We start from the raw sequence: 17,080 nt of genomic DNA, 5'->3' as shown, positions 1-17,080 counted from the left end.
TCAGTATTAGCGAGGCTGTGACACTTGTGTCGGAGATGAGCGATGCGCTACAACAAATGCACGCCGCCCATCGATTCAGTTTGCATCCCTCGCCGCTGTTGCGGCCTGGTTCAGATTCGAGCCAGGCCAACCTCCTCCGAGTGCCTGAAATAGCGAAATAACGTTGTTGAGTTGACTCTCTCTGACCTGAATCGCCGCTAACTCGGTGTTGAATAGATTGCGCTGGGCGTCGAGCACCTCCAGGTAGGAGGAATAACCACCTTGATAACGATCTTGAGCGATATCCAATGAACGGCCCAGCGTGTGTATCCGGGTGCGTGTCCATTCGATTTGTTCTTCAAAGCGCTTGACCGCCGACAGCGAGTTTTCCACTTCGCCGAATGCGTTGAGCGCGACAGCGCGATAGTTGTAAGCGGCCTGATCTCGTTGCGCCGTCGCCACCCCAACCTGTGCTTCAAGCCGTCCGGCACTGTAGATTGGGGCCAGTACGCTGGCGCCCAGATCCCACACCTTGACCGGATCGAAGTCCAGAGCGTTGACGTAGAGTCGACCGAAGCCTGCCGAGAGTTGCACTTGAGGCAGGTACTCATCGCGACGTGCCTCCAGGTTGTAATCCGAAGCCGCCACCATAAGCTCCGCTTGCTGGATATCCGGACGGCGCCGTAGCAATTCTGCTGGCAGCATCCCTGGCACTGAAGGAGGGACGACGTTCTGGAACAGGCTGCCGCGGGACACATAGCCCGGCAGCGTTCCTGTCAGCAGGCGGATGGCGTTTTCCTGCTGGCGTATCGATTGTTCCAGTTGCGGAATCATCTGCTGGGCGGATTCATACTCGGACTGCGCCTGGGTCAGTTCCAACTGCGAGGTATAGCCCTCATTGGCGCGGTCCTGAGCGACTATCAGTGCATCGCGGCGCGACGCGGCAGTATCGCGAGTGACCTTGAGCTGGGTGTCCAGCGACAGCAGGGTAATGTAGGCGCGTGCAACCGTGCTCGCGACCGACAGATGAATATTGTCCAGGTCTGTGCGGGTGGCCTGGTATTGCAACTGAGCCGCCTTGTCCAGGTTGCGCAGGCGCCCCCAAAGGTCTAACTCATAGGCCACCTGGATTTCCGGTTGCACCGATCGGGTGTGAGTCACGCCGGTCAGACCAAGGTTACGTGTCGTCTGAGCGCTCAGTGTCCCGTCAAGCGTAGGCAACAGCGCCGAATGAGCCAGGCCGATCTGCTGACGCGCCTCCTCAACGCGTGCGACCGCTGTGAGCACGTCGTTGTTATGCGTCAACGCCTCATCGACCAGTTGGCTCAGGACGGGGTCATTAAAGGCTTGCCACCACTGCGCCGAGACAGGCGCCGGGGCTTGGGTTTGACCTCGCCACTGCGAAGGGGGGAAGACCTTGGATTGCGTTGGCGCAGGTGCCTTGGCGGGTGCGCAACCTGCCAGCGCGACAAGGGTTGCGAGCGCGAGGTGTTGCCACGGGCAGGAGGCTGACCGACTCATGGCGCGCTACCTTCGTCGCCTACGCTGGCCGTATCGACATGAGCGACGACCGACATTCCGGGCCTGAGGCGCCGGGCCATCGGTTGGTTGGCGTCCAGCTCGATTCTTACGGGAATGCGTTGAGCGACTTTGGTGAAGTTGCCGGTGGCGTTGTCGGGCCGCAAGACGCTGAATTCCGAACCTGTGGCCGGAGCGAACCGCTCGACGCGCCCGCTCAGTCGCGCGCCGTCCAGGGCGTCCACGTCGAGGGTTACGGCTTGCCCCGCCAGCATGCCATTCACTTGGGTTTCCTTGTAATTGGCCACCACCCAAAGCTGTTCGGGCACCAGATACAGCAATTGCGAGCCGGCGCTGACGTATTGTCCAAGACGGACCGAGACCTCGCTGAGCACACCATCACGCGGAGCGCGGATACGAGTGTTTTCCAGATCGATCTGCGCCAGGTGCAGGGCGGCCTGCGCGCTCCTGACGGCAGCCTCCAATACCCCTCGCGAAACCTGGGTGGATTTCACCGTCTCTTTGGCGATGTCGATTGCGGCTCGCGCTTTTTTTACATTGGCGCCCGCAGCACGGGCGGTAGCGCGGATCTGGTCACGTTCGCGGATAGACACCGAACCTCGCGAGGCGAGTTCATTGACCCGCGCTTCGTCGGCTCTGGCACGATCAAATTCGGCCTCCACCGAAAACATCTCCGCCTGCCTGGACGCCAGCGTCGCCTGATCCGACGCCTGGGTTTGCAGCGAGTTTTCCAGATCCGCCTTGCGAGCGTCCAGATCGGCTGCCGCTTGTTCAACCCGCTGCTGATAAATACGGTCGTCGATTTGTATCAGCACCTTTCCCTGCTTGACCACCTCGAAGTCCCGCACGAGCACTTGCGCTACGTAGCCATTGACCTGCGGCGCCATGACGGTGATCTGCCCCCGAACATAGGCATTCTCTGTGGTCATCACTGCGCTGTTGAACGGCCAGAACTGCCAGGCATACAGAACCAGGACGATGCCAACGCCCGCCCCGCCCGCCATCAACCACAGGGTCGTACGGCTCGGTTTGATGATTTTCGGCGGATCGACCGACGCGCCACCTGCATCGGCTGCATCGCTGGGAGGGGTTGAGGTTTCGAGGTTTTTCGTCGGATCGGTCTGGCTCATAAGGTCACACAACTGCGGAGGAGGGAGTGGCGGGCGGCGGCGGTGTCGCTTTACGCGCAGCACGGGCGGTGTGCACCAATGACCAACACAGGAAACTGATGGTCAGCACACCCAGTACCCGGAAGACGTCATTGAATGCCAGTACGTTGGCTTCTCGGGTAGCGGCCTGGCTTAGCTGGGATATGCCCTGCGCATTGCGTAGGGCGGGATCAGGCTGAGTCGCGGCATAGATCTGTCCCTGAATCTGCAGACGCTGCGCGATTACGGAATTGGTGGGGTCGATGTGCGCGTTGATCTGGCTGGAGTGAAACTTTTCCCGCAGGACCTGAAACGAGCCTAAAGCTGCTGGCCCCGCCAGCCCCCCGATACTTTGAGTGAGCGAGAAAAGCACAGCGAAGCTGACCATGTAATGAGGCCCATTCTTCAGCGCACTCATCACGCCTATCAGCAACAAAGGCCCCATGAACATCCCTGCGGCCACCGACAACAGGAATTGACTGAGGAACATATTTTGCGGACGTGTCAGGTTGGTGGCATCGGCATCCATGAAACTGCCCACCGCGACCAGCACGATAGACACCAGAATCTGCGGTACGGCAGCTTTTTCGCTGAACGTCAGGGCGCTGACGAGTATCCCCGCCACAAGCCCTGCAAGCATGACTGCATACAAGGGCTGCAATTGATCGGCTGCCATGCCCAGATTCTGTAACAGGCCAACCGCGCCATAGGTTTGTTCGGAAAGGATGAAGCGCAACATCAGCGCGCCCAAGGCAAAACGTATCGTTTCGAGCGAAGCCAGCCAGCGGGTTTGCAGCAACGGGTTCTTGCGCTGGTGCTCGATCATGACGGCCACGGTCAGCAATACAATGGCCGCGATCAGGGCATAGCCTATCCACGTTTGGGTATTCCACCACTGGACGCGGCCCTGGGTCAGTACCGCAGCAAACAAACCCAGCGCAGGGGCGAGCAGGAAAAAAGTGAGAAAGTCCAGTGGTTCGAAAGCTTTGATCTGCACGCCGGGCGGCAGTTTGAGCGCCACTACGGCGGCCAGGCAGCACAGCGCCAAGCCCGCCTCGAAGACATAAAGACGATGCCACTCGCCCATGTCGAGCAAGGCGGGGGAGATCAGCCAGGCGAGCGGCGTGGCCAATTGAGAGATACCGATGCCAAGGACCAGGGCGCTCCCCATTGCAGCCTTTTTAAATGCCTGCAACATGTACATCACGGCCAGGGTGCTGACGGTCGCCCCGGCAAAACCGCTGGCGGCCCTGACGAATACCGCCATGGTGAAGCCGTCGATGAATACATGCGCAACCGTGAGCACGACATAGGCGAGCAGACCAATTTCAGCGAAACGTCGCAGACCATACTGTTGGCGAAACTTAACCAACAGCAATGCGGTAGAGATGTTCACCATCAGGTAGGCAGCCGGCAACCAGGCCGCTTCGGAGGGGGTCAATCCCAGATGCCCCTGGATATTGGCAAGGTTGGCGCTGATCAGTGCGTTGCCTAATCCCCCTGTAATGCCCAGCAACGTCGCAACAAGCGCATAGGCCAATCGCACGAGCGGGCTGTGATAGGGGGTGGAAGGAGAACCTGGCATCGATGGCCGTTCATGCGCTTCCCATTTTGGCGTCGGTTCAAGGTACTCAGCCAAGCGCAGTAATCTCGATAAACCGTTATGGGCGAAGGTGCCGTTCAGTTTGCGGGATACTAGACGGGTGAGTCGAGTATTAGTTCATTTTACGACGATATCAAATCGGTCATAATGGACGGCCAAATCATGTATCTCTCCCATGACTGACAAGAAACCCTCTTCATCCCGTCCCCCTCAGCAAGCCCGCGGCCGCGAGCGGGTATCGGCGATATTGGACGCTTGCGCCCGTTTGATCCTGCTCGAAGGTGCCGCCCAGGTGACGATGCATGGCATTGCCCGAGAAGCTGGAACATCGATTGGCTCGCTCTATCATTTCTTTTCAGACAAGCAGCGAGTGCTGGAAGCGTTGGGTGAACGCCATATACAGTCGCTGGCGGTCATTACGGACGAATTGATGGCCATCGACGACAGTGTCTGGGTCGACGAAAGCGTAGAGGGCGTTATCGCTCGACTGATCGTTCCGATCCTGCGCTATACCGAGCAGCATCGGGACCTGGTTTCATTAATCTTTCCGCTCGATGGCACTTATCGTTTGAGTAACCCTGATCTGCGCCTGCGGATCGAAGGCATCTACGCACGGGTGCTTCAGATCCGATTGCCAGATGTGACTGCCGAGGCACGCCAAACTTACGTCCTGGCATTGATAGGGCTGCCCATGGGCGCCTTTCAGATCGCGCAGGAAAATAATGCGTTGTCCAGGCGTATCTTGATTGAAGAGCTTCCGAGAGCTCTGACCGCTTACCTGAAAGCCCTGGAAGGACTTCATAAAGTAACTGGGTAGATGTGCGCCCAAAACATGGGTGTACCGAATGCCGTCGTGAGTCTGATGTGTGCCGCAATCCCGGAAGGTGGATTGTCCCGTACAGGCATACGGTGAATAGAAGACCATCGGCGGAAACCGTAATCCAACGATTCGTGCTTCGGTCGGGCCTTCTCGGAGAACTGCAGTACCGCGTCGTTGCCTGGTGTCAGCTTGCCCAGTGAACCCGTTGACTTTCCAATGGCACCGCCAGGCCATATTCGCTGCCGGGAATGATGCGGACAGTGAAGTCTTCTATCTCCCGGTCACCGCGCGCCTCCACAACGTAGAGCCGCGTCTGGGCATGCTCATCGGCCGGTTTGAGCGTCATGTCCAGCACTTGCGCGGGCGCATGACCGCGTTGCTCCGCATACAACTGTACGCATAGAGCATTTACGGGTAGAGCGCCAGTATCGATTGCCACTTCCACCTTGTACGTCAGTGCCGGCCCGCGGGTGATCCGAGTGTCGAGTATCTTAATCTCGTCCCAATGTTCATCCAGGGACGTGAGTCGATCTCTCAACAGGTTCGCCACGGCACTACGCTCTTTCGTCCGCTCACGGTAGCGGAGGGCGCCTGGCAGATAGTAGCGCTCGGTGTACTCGCGTACCGCCCGGTCGGCGGAGTATTCCTGCACCAGATTGCTCATGCTACTGCGGATGTGCTGGATCCAGCGCCGAGGCAGTCCATCGGCGTCGTGCTCATAGAAGGTCGGAATGATCTCGTTTTCCAGCAGTTGATATAGCTGTTCAGCGTCCCTGGCATCTGCACCCGGATCGGCTTCGGGCTCCTCGCTACCATCGCCAATGGCCCAACCCAGCCCTGGCTCATAGGCTTCTGCCCACCAACCGTCCAGTTGCGACAGGTTCAGACCCCCATTGGCCAGGATCTTCATGCCGCTGGTGCCGCTGGCCTCCCATGGACGCCTTGGGGTGTTAATCCAGACGTCCACACCGCTTACCAGATGCTGTGCCACACGCATATCGTAATCGTCGAGAAAGGCGATGCGCCCCTGGCTGTCGGTGTCGCGAATGAAGGCATGCCATTGAGCGAGCATTGCCTGGCCCTGCAGATCTGCAGGATGCGCCTTGCCTGCTACCAGCAACTGGACCGGCCATCGTGAATGTTGGATCAGATTGAGCAAGCGTTGTGGATCATGCAGCAACAGGTTGGGGCGTTTGTAGGTGGCGAAGCGGCGGGCAAAACCCAAGGTCAGAACATCGGGGTCGAACCACTGCTGACACGCGTCGATCTGTTGCAGCGATGCTCCATGAATCGCTCGCTGACGAGCCAGATGATCACGGCTATAGTCCAGCAATGCACTCCGGGCCCGGCGGCGGATATTCCAGAGGTCCTGATCACTGAAGCTGCTCAGCGCCTGCTCGGCGCTCAGTTCCGGTTCACCCCCGCTGGGTTGTCCCTTATGCCAGTGTTTCCAGGCCTCCAGTGCATCGGCGCCTATCCAGGTCGCCAGATGAATGCCGTTCGTGACATGGCCGATGGGTACCTCCGCCGCTGGCCAGCGCGGATACAGCGGTTCGAAGATGCGTCGGCTGGTGGCGCCATGCAGTTCGCTCACTGCATTGATCGCCCCCGCGGCACGACTGGCAAGCCAAGCCATGTTAAATGGCGAATCAGGCACTCCGGGCTGTTCCTGACCAAGACTGATCACTCGTGCCACGGGCTGTGCCAGCTCCTGCTGGATGTAATGGCCCAGGTACTTTTCGATCAGCGCTGGCGGAAAACGATCAAAGCCGGCGGTGACCGGCGTATGGGTGGTGAACAGGTTGCCTGCACGAGTGGCTGTCAGGGCTACCTCGAAGTCGACATTGTGTTTGCGCTGATAGCTGAGCGCACGCTCCAGCACTGCAAATGCGGCATGGCCATCGTTAAGGTGCAGCACGTCCGGTTCGACGCCGGCGGCCTCCAGCAGACGCCAGCCGCCAATGCCGAGAACCAGTTCCTGGCGCAGACGCATTTCCAGATCGCCGCCATAGAGTTCGCCGGCGATCAAGCGCACTGGCGGCGGATTGGCCGGGTCATTGGTGTCGATCAACAGCAGGCGGTTACGTCCGACATTGACTTGCCATCCACGTAACCAGATGGTCCAACCGGGGAAATGGCAGGCCAGCCGCACCGGGTTTCCGCTGCCATCGAGCAACGGCCTTACGGGCATCTGTCGGGTGTCATTGACCGGGTACAACGCTTGCTGATGTCCCTGGCTGTCGAACTCCTGACGAAAGTAACCGTGCTGCCAGAGCATGCCTACCGCCGTGACCGGCACGCCTAGATCGCTGGCCGCCTTGAGCTGATCCCCGGCCACGTTTCCCAACCCGCCGGAATAAATGGGCAGTGCATCGCTGAGCATGAACTCCATGGAAAAGTACGCGATGCAGCAGGCTTGTTCTTGCCGATGGCTTTGGTGAAACCAGCCTGGCGTGTTCAATTCGTCGTAGCGGGTCTGCGAAAGCGGCTGCAAATGTGCACGAAACGTCGGCTGTCGCAGCAACCCCTCAATGTGATCGTCACTGACACTGGATAGCACCAGGCAAGGATTGCGGCTGAGCAGCCATAGATCATTGTCCATTAGCCGCCAGATCATGTCGTTCAAACTCGACCAGGTAATGCTCAGGTCGAATGCCAGCTCATCCAGGTCCATGCGCAGCTTTTCGATACTTTTTTCCAGCGCCATAAAGCCTCTCCGGTGCGTGTCACTAGCTTGGTAAAGGGCGGTTACGCGTGTTGAACTATTTCTCCTGTCTCACGGCTCGGAAGAACCGAATGCACGCCGTTGCATTGACGGCGTAAACGCCTGAGTGTGTCGCCTGTGATGACCGACGATTAGGTTGCACATGCAGCTTGCGTATTCAAATTTCCCGCTGAAAAAGTGATCTCCATAGCGATTTCATGCCGGGCAAAAAATGTTCAGAGCTGAATGCATTACCGTCGAGCTGTCCGACCAAAGAGCGCATCGAAACTGTCAGGGCAATAGCACCGGAGACATTATAGAAAAACAGCTCGGGATCAACGTTTTCAAGAAAGCCATCAGCGATTGCGAGCTCAACGGTTGGCAGCAAGACCTCTTGTGCGGGCCTGATGAGGCGCTCATAGACGTAGTGGAATCTTTCATCCCTCTGGGCGATTTCCTTTATGACGAACATCGACATTTCCGGTGCATCTGCTGAAAAGTCGATCATCTGGTCAATCGCAAGCTGAAGTCGGTCCATGGACGTTCCATCCGCGAATTCGGCGGGACTTCGTGATCGACTCAGTTCCAGGACAAATTTACTTGCTATGTCATCCACGACTGCTTTCCACAGCTCCAGCTTTGCGCCATGGCGATGCGCGATCAAGGCCACATCGACGTCCGCCGCGGTAGCGATACGCCGCAGGCTGGCACCTTCGAAACCGTGCGTTGCAAAGCACGTCAATGCCGCCCGGAGAATGGCATCGGGTTTGACCTCGTCGGCTTTGGGCGGCCTGCCTCGGCGTTTGGTAAGCTTGTTGGGCATTCGGTGGATATACCTGATCTAGACGGATCGGTTGACATGTGCGGCGAAGCGACGCTTTAATCAACACCAGATGAATTAATTTTCATGGTGGGCTAATCCTAGCACCGGAGCGTGGGGGCGTCTCACTGTTGAGGGCCCGAAACGAGGCTGACCCGCTGTCGTTTCAGGGGCAGCCAACTCCCGACCTGAATTCGCAGCCACATTCGCTCGTTGCAGCTGGAAACGGATATTGCTTGAGACTTGCGCGTTGCCGTTGCGCGAATCGAACACTTTTGAACTCGCTAGGGGATTCAGTGGGCGGACCTATTCCCATGCATTGCAGCCGAGTCGCTTTGTACGCCGCACAAGCGCAGACCAGGCCACTTCGCTATGGCTGCCGAACGCCTGAATTGAACGTAAAGCCCAAGGACTAAGGTCGTTATTCATGAAAGTACCTGGCAATAAGCTGTTAGTGCCCCTGGGCGTCGTCGTTGTGTTGGTTGCAGGCTGGTTTATGTGGAAGGCCTTGAACCCTGTCGGGTTTGGCGATGGGTTTGTCAGCGGGAACGGGCGTATCGAGGCCACCGAAGTGGATGTCTCGGCAAAACTTGCGGGTCGTGTGGATGACATCCTGGTGCAGGAGGGTGACTTCGTCGAACGCGGACAGATGTTGGCAAGCATGCAAATCCAGACGCTTACGGCTCAGCGTGACGAGGCTGTCGCTCAGCATCAGCAGGCGATCAACACCGTGTTGGGCACCAAGGCACAGGTATTGGTACGTCGAAGCGACAAATTGGCTGCCGAGGCGCTGATCGCTCAACGCGAAAGCGAACTTGACGCCATGAAGCGCCGACTGAAACGTTCCGAAATGTTGTCCCGTGAAGGCGCTTTGTCGACTCAGCAATATGACGATGACCGAGCGAACGTACGAAGCGCCGAGGCGACACTGAAGGCGGCTCAGGCTCAGGTGGCAGCGGCTCAAGCCAATATTGAGGCTGCTCAAGCCGAGGTCGTGGGCGCGCAATCGGCGGTGACGGCGAGCCTGGCCACGATTGCTCGAATAGAGGCCGACATCACCGATAGCCAGCTGGTCGCGCCACGCGCCGGGCGCGTTCAGTACCGCGTCGCTCAGCCGGGCGAAGTGTTGGCGGCGGGCGGCAAGGTACTCAACCTGGTCGATCTTTCCGACGTGTACCTGACGTTTTTTCTCCCGGAAAGTGTGGCAGGGCGGGTCGCGCTGGGCAGCGATATCCGCATCATTCTCGATGCCGCACCTCAGTACGTCATACCGGCGAAGGTCTCGTTCGTCGCCAGCGTTGCACAATTCACCCCGAAGACCGTTGAAACGGCCAGCGAACGTCAGAAGCTGATGTTTCGTGTCAAGGCGCAGATCGATCGGGACCTTTTACTGCGCAACCTCACACAGATCAAGACCGGTCTGCCCGGTGTGGCCTGGGTCAAGCTTGACCCGCAAGCCGACTGGCCAGTTGAACTGGCTGTGAAAGTTTCTAAATGACGGACGAACCCCAAGGCGATCCGTTGCCTGGCGTCGCCAGCGTCAGGGACGTAGTGCTGACCTACGGTAAGACCCAGGCATTAGCCAACATTACTCTGGATATTCCCGCAGGCCGAATGGTCGGGCTCATCGGCCCGGACGGTGTCGGTAAATCCAGCCTTCTGTCGCTTCTGGCGGGAGCCAAGGCGATACAGCAGGGCCAGGTCAGCGTGCTGGGCGGCGATATGCGCCAGGTTGCCCATCGCAATCGGGTCTGCCCACGTATTGCCTATATGCCACAGGGATTGGGCAAGAATCTCTACCCGACGCTTTCGGTCGAAGAAAACCTGCAATTTTTCGCCCGCCTGTTTGGTCATGACGCCGCGGAGCGCCGTCGCCGTATTGATGACCTGACCCGCAGCACAGGGCTGTACTCATTCCTCACCCGTCCAGCCGGCAAGTTGTCAGGCGGCATGAAACAGAAGCTGGGCCTGTGCTGCGCGTTGATTCATGACCCTGATCTGCTGATTCTGGACGAACCTACCACCGGCGTGGATCCTCTGGCGCGGGCCCAGTTTTGGGACCTGATCGGTAGCATAAGGCAGCAACGGGCAGGAATGAGCGTCATTGTTGCCACCGCATACATGGATGAGGCGCAGCGCTTTGACTGGCTGGTCGCGATGGACGCCGGCACGGTGTTGGCGACCGGTTCGCCCGAGCAATTGCTGGCCAGTACCCAATCCCGGGATCTGGAAGCGGCGTTTATCGCCTTGCTGCCGGAGGAAAAGCGTCGCGGTCACCAACCGGTGCATATCGAACCGTTGGAGAACGTCGCTGAACCCGAGATCGCTATTGAAGCCCGGGATCTCACCATTCGCTTCGGTGATTTCGTGGCGGTGGATCATGTCAGTTTCCGTATTCGCCGCGGCGAAATCTTTGGTTTTCTTGGCTCCAACGGCTGCGGTAAATCCACCACCATGAAGTTGCTGACGGGGCTGTTGCCGGCCAGTGAGGGCACGGCAAGTCTGTTTGGACGCGAAGTCGACCCCGACGACATCGGTACACGACGTAGAGTCGGTTATATGTCGCAGGCGTTTTCGCTCTATAGCGAGCTTACCGTTCGGCAAAACCTGGTACTTCACGCGCAGCTGTTCCAAATGCCTGAAGAGCAGATCGGCCCGCGGATCAACGAGCTTGCCGAACGCTTCAGCCTCGGCGAGGTGCTGGGCAGTCTTCCAGAAAGTCTGCCGCTGGGGATCCGCCAGCGCCTGTCTCTGGCGGTTGCGACGGTTCATCGGCCCGAGTTGCTGATTCTCGATGAGCCGACTTCAGGCGTCGACCCGATTGCGCGCGACGGCTTCTGGAACCTGCTGATCGAGCTGTCCCGGCGCGATCGCGTGACCATCTTCATTTCCACCCACTTCATGAACGAGGCTGAACGTTGCGATCGCATTTCGTTAATGCACGCGGGCAAGGTGCTGGTCAGCGATACGCCTGGCAATATCGTTGAGCAGCGTGGAGCCAGCTCACTGGAGCAGGCCTTCATCGCTTACTTGCAAGAGGCAGCAGGCAAGTCGGAAGAAGAGCCGGCGAAGGCCCCTTCACCTGCGGTCAATCTCAAGCCGTCCAATTCCGCGGGTCAGCCGAGTTTCAGCGTCAATCGCATGTTCAGCTACCTGTGGCGCGAAGCATTGGAACTGCAACGTGATCCCGTGCGTGCGACGCTGGCCCTGATAGGGTCACTGGTGTTGATGCTGGTGATGGGTTTCGGTCTGAGTATGGATGTGGAAAACCTCAGTTATGCCGTGCTGGACCATGACCAGACCGAACTGAGCCGCAACTATGCGCTCAACCTTTCCGGCTCGCGGTATTTCAAGGAGATGCTGCCGTTGGCCGACTATCAGGATCTGGACCAGCGCATGCGCAGTTCGAAGATCACGTTGGCCATCGAGATACCGCCAGGTTTCGGGCGCGATCTGCAGAGGGGAGCACCGGTGCAGATTGCGGCGTGGATTGACGGCGCGATGCCGTCCAGGGCCGAGACGATACTGGGCTATGTACAGGGCATGCACCAGACATGGCTGCAGGATCAGGCCTTGCATCGCCTGGGCACAGCGGTTAGCGACAGTTCGTTCAGCATCCAGACCCGGTTTCGCTATAACCCGGATGTCAAAAGCCTGCCCGCCATGGTCCCGGCCATCATTCCGCTGTTGCTGCTTATGCTGCCCGCCATGCTTACGGCGCTGTCGGTCGTCCGGGAAAAAGAGCTGGGATCGATCATCAATTTATATGTCACGCCGGTGACGCGAACCGAATTCTTGGTGGGTAAGCAGCTGCCGTATGTGGCATTGGCGATGATCAACTTTCTGCTGATGACATTGATGGCGGTCACGCTGTTCGATGTGCCCGTCAAAGGCAGCTTCATGACTCTGCTGCTGGCCGCGTTGATTTATAACGTCATCGCCACCGGGATCGGCTTGCTGGCCTCGACACTGACCAGCAGCCAGATCGCTGCGATGTTCTTCACCATGATTGGCACCATGATCCCGGCTATCCAGTTGGCCGGACTGCTCAACCCGGTGTCGTCGCTGGAGGGCGCGGCCAGATTCGTGGGTGAAGTCTATCCGGCGACGCACATGCTCAATATCAGTCGCGGCGTATTCGGTAAATCCCTGGGTTTCGATGACCTGCATAACGAGTTCTGGCCGCTGCTGGTCGCCGTGCCGTTGATTCTGATGCTGACGGTTGCCCTGCTCAAGAAACAAGATCGCTGACATGCAGTCGCTCAAGAATGTCTACCGGCTGGGAATCAAGGAGCTGTGGAGCCTGGCCCGGGATCCGACGATGCTGGTGTTGATCATCTACACCTTTACCTTTTCGGTCTACACCGCCGCAACTGCTCAGCCGGACGTGCTGCACATGGCACCCATAGCCATCGTCGATGAAGACCAATCGCCATTATCCGGACGCATTGCCTCGGCTTTTTTTCCACCGCAGTTTACTACGCCGGTGATGATCTCCCTGGAGCAGGTTGATGCCGGCCTGGACGCAGGTGACTACACGTTCACGCTCACTATCCCGCCAAACTTCCAACGCGATGTGCTGGCGAACCGGGAGACGGAAATCCAACTCAACGTGGATGCGACCCGCATGTCCCAGGCCTTCACTGGCAGCGGTTATATCCAGCAAATGATCAATGGCGAAATCACCGAGTTCGTGCAGCGATACCGCGGGGCTCAGGCCCTGCCTGTGGAGTTGGTCACCCGCATGCGGTTCAATCCTTCTCTTGAACACGCCTGGTTTGGCGCGTTGATGCAGATCATCGACAACGTCACCATGTTGTCCATTGTCCTGACCGGCGCAGCGCTGATTCGTGAGCGTGAACACGGCACCATCGAACATCTGTTGGTCATGCCGGTGACACCTCGGGAAATCATGTTGGCCAAAGTCTGGTCGATGGGCCTGGTGGTACTTACCGCCGCTGCGCTGTCGTTGATATTCATCGTGCAGGGCGTGCTGCATGTGCCGATCGAGGGCTCCATCCTATTATTCCTGGCCGGGGCCGCGTTGCATCTGTTCGCGACTACGTCCATAGGCATATTTCTGGCGACACTGGCGCGAAGCATGCCTCAGTTCGGCATGTTGATGATTTTGGTACTGCTGCCGCTCCAAATGCTCTCAGGCGGCAGCACGCCACGCGAGAGCATGCCCGAACTCGTCCAGAACATCATGCTGATAGCGCCTACCACCCATTTCGTTGAGCTCAGTCAGGCGATTCTTTATCGCGGGGCAGGGGTGATGGTGGTGTGGCCAACATTCGTGACGTTACTCATCATCGGCTCGGTGTTGTTTGCGATTTCGCTTTCGCGCTTTCGCAAAACGATCAGCCAGATGGCGTGATAGCTACGTTTACCCAAGCAGAGCAGACACTCGGATTGTCGTTTTCACCAGTAAGGGTTTTTTTGTGTCGTTGCATCATTTGAAGGGTTCGGCTCGCGTTTGGCCGGGCGCCATGTTGGTCTTACTCGTGATGGCTGCGGGTGGTTGTGCCGGGGTTAAGGTCAACACCATCGATAATCGCGATTATCTCTCGCTTCGGCGTGGCGACGTGCTGACGTCAGGGCAGCTCAGCGCGGCAGCGCGCACCGCTTTGCAAGTTGCTGGCGTCGAAGAAAAACACTGCGACGAGGCCCCACAAGACTGCCGTGAACAGGTGCGTAATAACACTGGCTTGGGTGAGGAACAGCGTCTTGCCACGCTGTCTGAATTGTGGCTACAAGAGGCCCAACATGCACACAGCTCGTTAAGTGCCGAACGGCGTACCGACGCATTTCTGGAAAGCGCGCGTTATGCCTATGCCTATCTGTTCATGACCGCAAGAACACCCAGTCAGAGAGCATTGGAGGATCGTCAGTCTCAGGTCCGCGATTACTACAACTTCTCCGTTCAGCAAGCGCTCAGCGAGTTGTTCGAACGGTATCGGGGGCATCCGCCGAAGGCCGAAGACGACCAGGGGAATTTCCGACTGCGCGCAGGTCGCTGGACGGTGTTCGGGCGAATGGAAAATGTACGTCTGGCCAACGAGCGTTCCTTGCCTCAGGGACTAATTCCGGCCTCGTCCCTGTCATTTGCCGGGCTGCGCAATCAGTATCGCCGTGACGGGGTCGGAGCCGAACTGGTGGCGGTCACCGCGAAAAAGGTGGTGAACAGCGACAGTGACGAACAGCCCTGGAGCGAGACGCCTTTTCCGGCCCTGACCGCCGTCGCTCGCTTTCCCGGTCAAACCCTTGAGCAAGTCTTGACCACCGACGAGGTCGAGCTGCTGGCCTATGACCCGTACCGGCAGGACGCTGTGAAGCTTGCCGGCAACGAAACGCCGTTGGCGGCTAATTTCACCTCGGGCTATGGTTTGTGGCTTGCGCGCTCCGGGTTTGCCCGCCAGTCATTGCTCACGCTGGTGGGCAAGGGGGAGGTCCTGAAAAAGCCTCATCTATACCTGTTGCAGCCCTACGACCCCGACCGCCATGTCGTGATCATGTTGCACGGCCTGGCAAGCAGTCCCGAGGCGTGGATCAACGTTGCCAATGAAGTGCTCGGTGATGAAAACCTGCGGCGCAATTATCAGGTCTGGCAGTTGTATTATCCGACCAACCTGCCTTTGGCGCTGAACAACGCCACGATCCGTAATGTCATTGAGCAGACGCTGCAGCATTTCGATCCCGATCAAACCGCACGGGCCAGTCACGATGTGGTCCTGGTAGGCCATAGCATGGGCGGTGTTCTGTCCCGTCTTATGGTGTCGACGTCGGGCACGGGGGTAGGGGATGCCTTGCTCTCCAAGTACAAAATGAATGACCAACAATTAGCGGCCGCGCACAGCAACCTCGACCCGTTTTTGCAATTCACCCCTTTGCCGCAGGTCAGCCGCGCGATTTTCGTCGCCGCACCGCACCGAGGGACGCCATTTGCCGAGAACCGCATTTCGCGATGGGCTGCAGGGCTTGTGCAGTTACCGGTGTCGGTGCTTGACCGGTTCAAGCAGCTCGCGCAATTGCTGGTGGTGCCTGGTAGCGCATCCTCTGCGGCCATGGCCCGGCCGCTGAACAGCATCGATAACTTGAGTGACCGCGATCCATTCGTAATGGCGGTTGCAGACTTGCCCATCTCACCTGGGGTGCAATATCACAGCATCATCGGTAACCACACGCCCTCTCTGGCACTGACCCTGTCCGATGACGGTGTGGTGCCCTACAGCAGCAGCCATCTGGCGGGCGCCCAATCGGAAAAGATAGTGCCCTCGGGGCATAGCGTTCAGGATACCCCCGAGGCAATTATCGAGATCCGGCGTATTCTTCAGCAGCATCTTCAAAGCCTGCAAGAGCCGGTGGGGGTTCGAAAATGAGCGTTGCACGCAAGCTTATCGGCATACTGCTGCGCAGCCTGGCGACCCTGGCAGGCGGGGGCTTTCTCGCCTGGGGTACATTAGCGCTGAGTTATCGACTTGCACTGCCGTCGTGGGCCTGTAACGCCTTGATCTTCGTCTGGTGTCTATGCGGCGTCGGTTTGGTCGTACTGACGTGGAGCGCACGGCCGTTGCGCGCCGTTCTCGGTTACGTCGTACTGCTGGCCAGTATTGGCGTTTGGTGGAGCACGTTCATACCGTCGAACGAGCGAATCTGGGCAGATGACGTTGCGCGAATGACCTCCGGCAAACTCAATGGCAACACGCTCACCATGAGCAATGTGCGCAACTTCGAGTGGCAAACGGATGACAATTACCAGATCCGTTGGGAGGCACGTGAGTACGACCTGGATCACCTGGCTTCGGTGGACGTGATCACTTCGTACTGGGGAATGCCCGCTATCGCTCACATCATGGTGTCGTTCGGTTTCGATGACGGTCGATTTTTGTTATTCAGCGTCGAAACCCGAAAAGAGAAGGGCGAGAGTTATTCTGCGATCGCCGGTTTTTTCAAACAGTATGAAGTCAGCATTCTAGCGACTGACGAACGTGACGCGCTGCGGGTCAGGACCAATGTGCGCGGGGAGGACGATTATCTCTATCGCGTTGCGTTGTCAGCCCCTCAGCGCAAGGCCTTGTTGTTGTCGTACGTTGAACAAACCAATGATTTGCTGAATCACCCGCGCTTCTACAATACCGTGACTGCCAATTGCACCAGCATTGTCTTCGACATGATGAACACCATCGTCGCAGGCTTGCCGATGGACTACCGTTTGCTTCTGACCGGTTACCTGCCGGGCTACGTTTACGATGTTGGAGGCTTGCAGCCAGGTTATTCGCTTCAGGCGTTGCGTGATGCCGGTCGCATCACCGAGCGGGCGAAGTCCGAATCGGACACGGCTTTTTCCCTGCGGATCCGAGAGGGCGTGCCGGGTTGGTAACCCTTTGATTTATTCAACGGTCGATGATTTAATCGGTCCGGCCTTTACTTTGCGGGGCGGGGAATAATCAGCGCCTCGAAGAAGGCC

General features: G+C 58.2%; 11 protein-coding genes. 6 read left to right on the top strand and 5 right to left on the bottom strand.

What is annotated here, in order from left to right; translation table 11 throughout:
• Window positions 1–75: 75 nt before the first annotated feature.
• The 3 genes from YA0848_RS05630 to YA0848_RS05620 are packed head-to-tail and all read right to left on the bottom strand — an operon-like array spanning window position 76 to window position 4,251.
• Window positions 76–1,500, bottom strand: a complete 1,425-nt coding sequence (locus YA0848_RS05630) for an efflux transporter outer membrane subunit (RefSeq protein ID WP_057023563.1) — start codon at window positions 1,498–1,500, stop codon at window positions 76–78.
• Entirely contained in the window at window positions 1,497–2,648 is a 1,152-nt protein-coding gene (locus YA0848_RS05625; protein ID WP_057023564.1) for an HlyD family secretion protein, read from the bottom strand. Before YA0848_RS05625 ends, YA0848_RS05630 begins: the two co-directional genes overlap by 4 nt.
• A gap of 4 nt (window positions 2,649–2,652) precedes the next feature.
• Complete coding sequence (locus tag YA0848_RS05620) at window positions 2,653–4,251, bottom strand: MFS transporter (RefSeq protein ID WP_060765601.1); 1,599 nt, start codon at window positions 4,249–4,251, stop codon at window positions 2,653–2,655.
• A 193-nt stretch (window positions 4,252–4,444) separates the two neighbouring features.
• On the opposite strand from YA0848_RS05620, the gene YA0848_RS05615 reads away from it, so the two are divergent.
• Window positions 4,445–5,086: a TetR/AcrR family transcriptional regulator gene (locus YA0848_RS05615; RefSeq protein WP_060765600.1), complete on the top strand. Its 642-nt coding sequence runs from the start codon at window positions 4,445–4,447 to the stop codon at window positions 5,084–5,086.
• 187 nt (window positions 5,087–5,273) lie between these two features.
• On the opposite strand, the gene glgP is transcribed toward YA0848_RS05615, so the two are convergent.
• The gene (gene glgP, locus YA0848_RS05610; RefSeq protein WP_184316118.1) at window positions 5,274–7,796 is read right to left on the bottom strand and encodes an alpha-glucan family phosphorylase; all 2,523 of its coding nucleotides are present in this window, start codon (window positions 7,794–7,796) and stop codon (window positions 5,274–5,276) included.
• 175 nt (window positions 7,797–7,971) lie between these two features.
• Complete coding sequence (locus YA0848_RS05605) at window positions 7,972–8,616, bottom strand: TetR/AcrR family transcriptional regulator (protein ID WP_184316120.1); 645 nt, start codon at window positions 8,614–8,616, stop codon at window positions 7,972–7,974.
• Window positions 8,617–9,040: 424 nt separating this feature from the next.
• Between YA0848_RS05605 and YA0848_RS05600 the strand changes: the two genes are divergently transcribed.
• Genes YA0848_RS05600 through YA0848_RS05580 form a run of 5 tightly spaced genes read left to right on the top strand, consistent with a single transcriptional unit; the run spans window position 9,041 to window position 16,993 of the window.
• The gene (locus YA0848_RS05600; RefSeq protein WP_060765597.1) at window positions 9,041–10,111 is read left to right on the top strand and encodes an HlyD family secretion protein; all 1,071 of its coding nucleotides are present in this window, start codon (window positions 9,041–9,043) and stop codon (window positions 10,109–10,111) included.
• Window positions 10,108–12,864, top strand: a complete 2,757-nt coding sequence (gene rbbA, locus YA0848_RS05595) for a ribosome-associated ATPase/putative transporter RbbA (RefSeq protein WP_060765596.1) — start codon at window positions 10,108–10,110, stop codon at window positions 12,862–12,864. Before YA0848_RS05600 ends, rbbA begins: the two co-directional genes overlap by 4 nt.
• A 1-nt stretch (window position 12,865) precedes the next feature.
• The gene (locus YA0848_RS05590; RefSeq protein ID WP_060765595.1) at window positions 12,866–13,990 is read left to right on the top strand and encodes an ABC transporter permease; all 1,125 of its coding nucleotides are present in this window, start codon (window positions 12,866–12,868) and stop codon (window positions 13,988–13,990) included.
• Entirely contained in the window at window positions 13,941–15,992 is a 2,052-nt protein-coding gene (locus tag YA0848_RS05585) for an esterase/lipase family protein (protein WP_232925043.1), read from the top strand. Before YA0848_RS05590 ends, YA0848_RS05585 begins: the two co-directional genes overlap by 50 nt.
• Window positions 15,989–16,993: an Lnb N-terminal periplasmic domain-containing protein gene (locus tag YA0848_RS05580; protein ID WP_060765594.1), complete on the top strand. Its 1,005-nt coding sequence runs from the start codon at window positions 15,989–15,991 to the stop codon at window positions 16,991–16,993. Before YA0848_RS05585 ends, YA0848_RS05580 begins: the two co-directional genes overlap by 4 nt.
• The last annotated feature ends 87 nt before the right edge of the window (window positions 16,994–17,080 follow it).

It is taken from the genome of Pseudomonas sp. S4_EA_1b, from assembly GCF_016307435.1.
Taxonomy (GTDB): Bacteria; Pseudomonadota; Gammaproteobacteria; order Pseudomonadales; family Pseudomonadaceae; genus Aquipseudomonas; species Aquipseudomonas rhodesiae.
Note: the sequence above shows the minus strand (reverse complement) of the source record. Positions and strands in the feature narration are given on the sequence as shown.

What these genes read in the sequence shown, in the direction of transcription:
- YA0848_RS05630 (WP_057023563.1), bottom strand. Translation starts at nt 1,500, where the DNA reads ATGAGTCGGTCAGCCTCCTGCCCGTGGCAACACCTCGCGCTCGCAACC.
- YA0848_RS05625 (WP_057023564.1), bottom strand. Translation starts at nt 2,648, where the DNA reads ATGAGCCAGACCGATCCGACGAAAAACCTCGAAACCTCAACCCCTCCC.
- YA0848_RS05620 (WP_060765601.1), bottom strand. Translation starts at nt 4,251, where the DNA reads ATGCCAGGTTCTCCTTCCACCCCCTATCACAGCCCGCTCGTGCGATTG.
- YA0848_RS05615 (WP_060765600.1), top strand. Translation starts at nt 4,445, where the DNA reads ATGACTGACAAGAAACCCTCTTCATCCCGTCCCCCTCAGCAAGCCCGC.
- glgP (WP_184316118.1), bottom strand. Translation starts at nt 7,796, where the DNA reads ATGGCGCTGGAAAAAAGTATCGAAAAGCTGCGCATGGACCTGGATGAG.
- YA0848_RS05605 (WP_184316120.1), bottom strand. Translation starts at nt 8,616, where the DNA reads ATGCCCAACAAGCTTACCAAACGCCGAGGCAGGCCGCCCAAAGCCGAC.
- YA0848_RS05600 (WP_060765597.1), top strand. Translation starts at nt 9,041, where the DNA reads ATGAAAGTACCTGGCAATAAGCTGTTAGTGCCCCTGGGCGTCGTCGTT.
- rbbA (WP_060765596.1), top strand. Translation starts at nt 10,108, where the DNA reads ATGACGGACGAACCCCAAGGCGATCCGTTGCCTGGCGTCGCCAGCGTC.
- YA0848_RS05590 (WP_060765595.1), top strand. Translation starts at nt 12,866, where the DNA reads ATGCAGTCGCTCAAGAATGTCTACCGGCTGGGAATCAAGGAGCTGTGG.
- YA0848_RS05580 (WP_060765594.1), top strand. Translation starts at nt 15,989, where the DNA reads ATGAGCGTTGCACGCAAGCTTATCGGCATACTGCTGCGCAGCCTGGCG.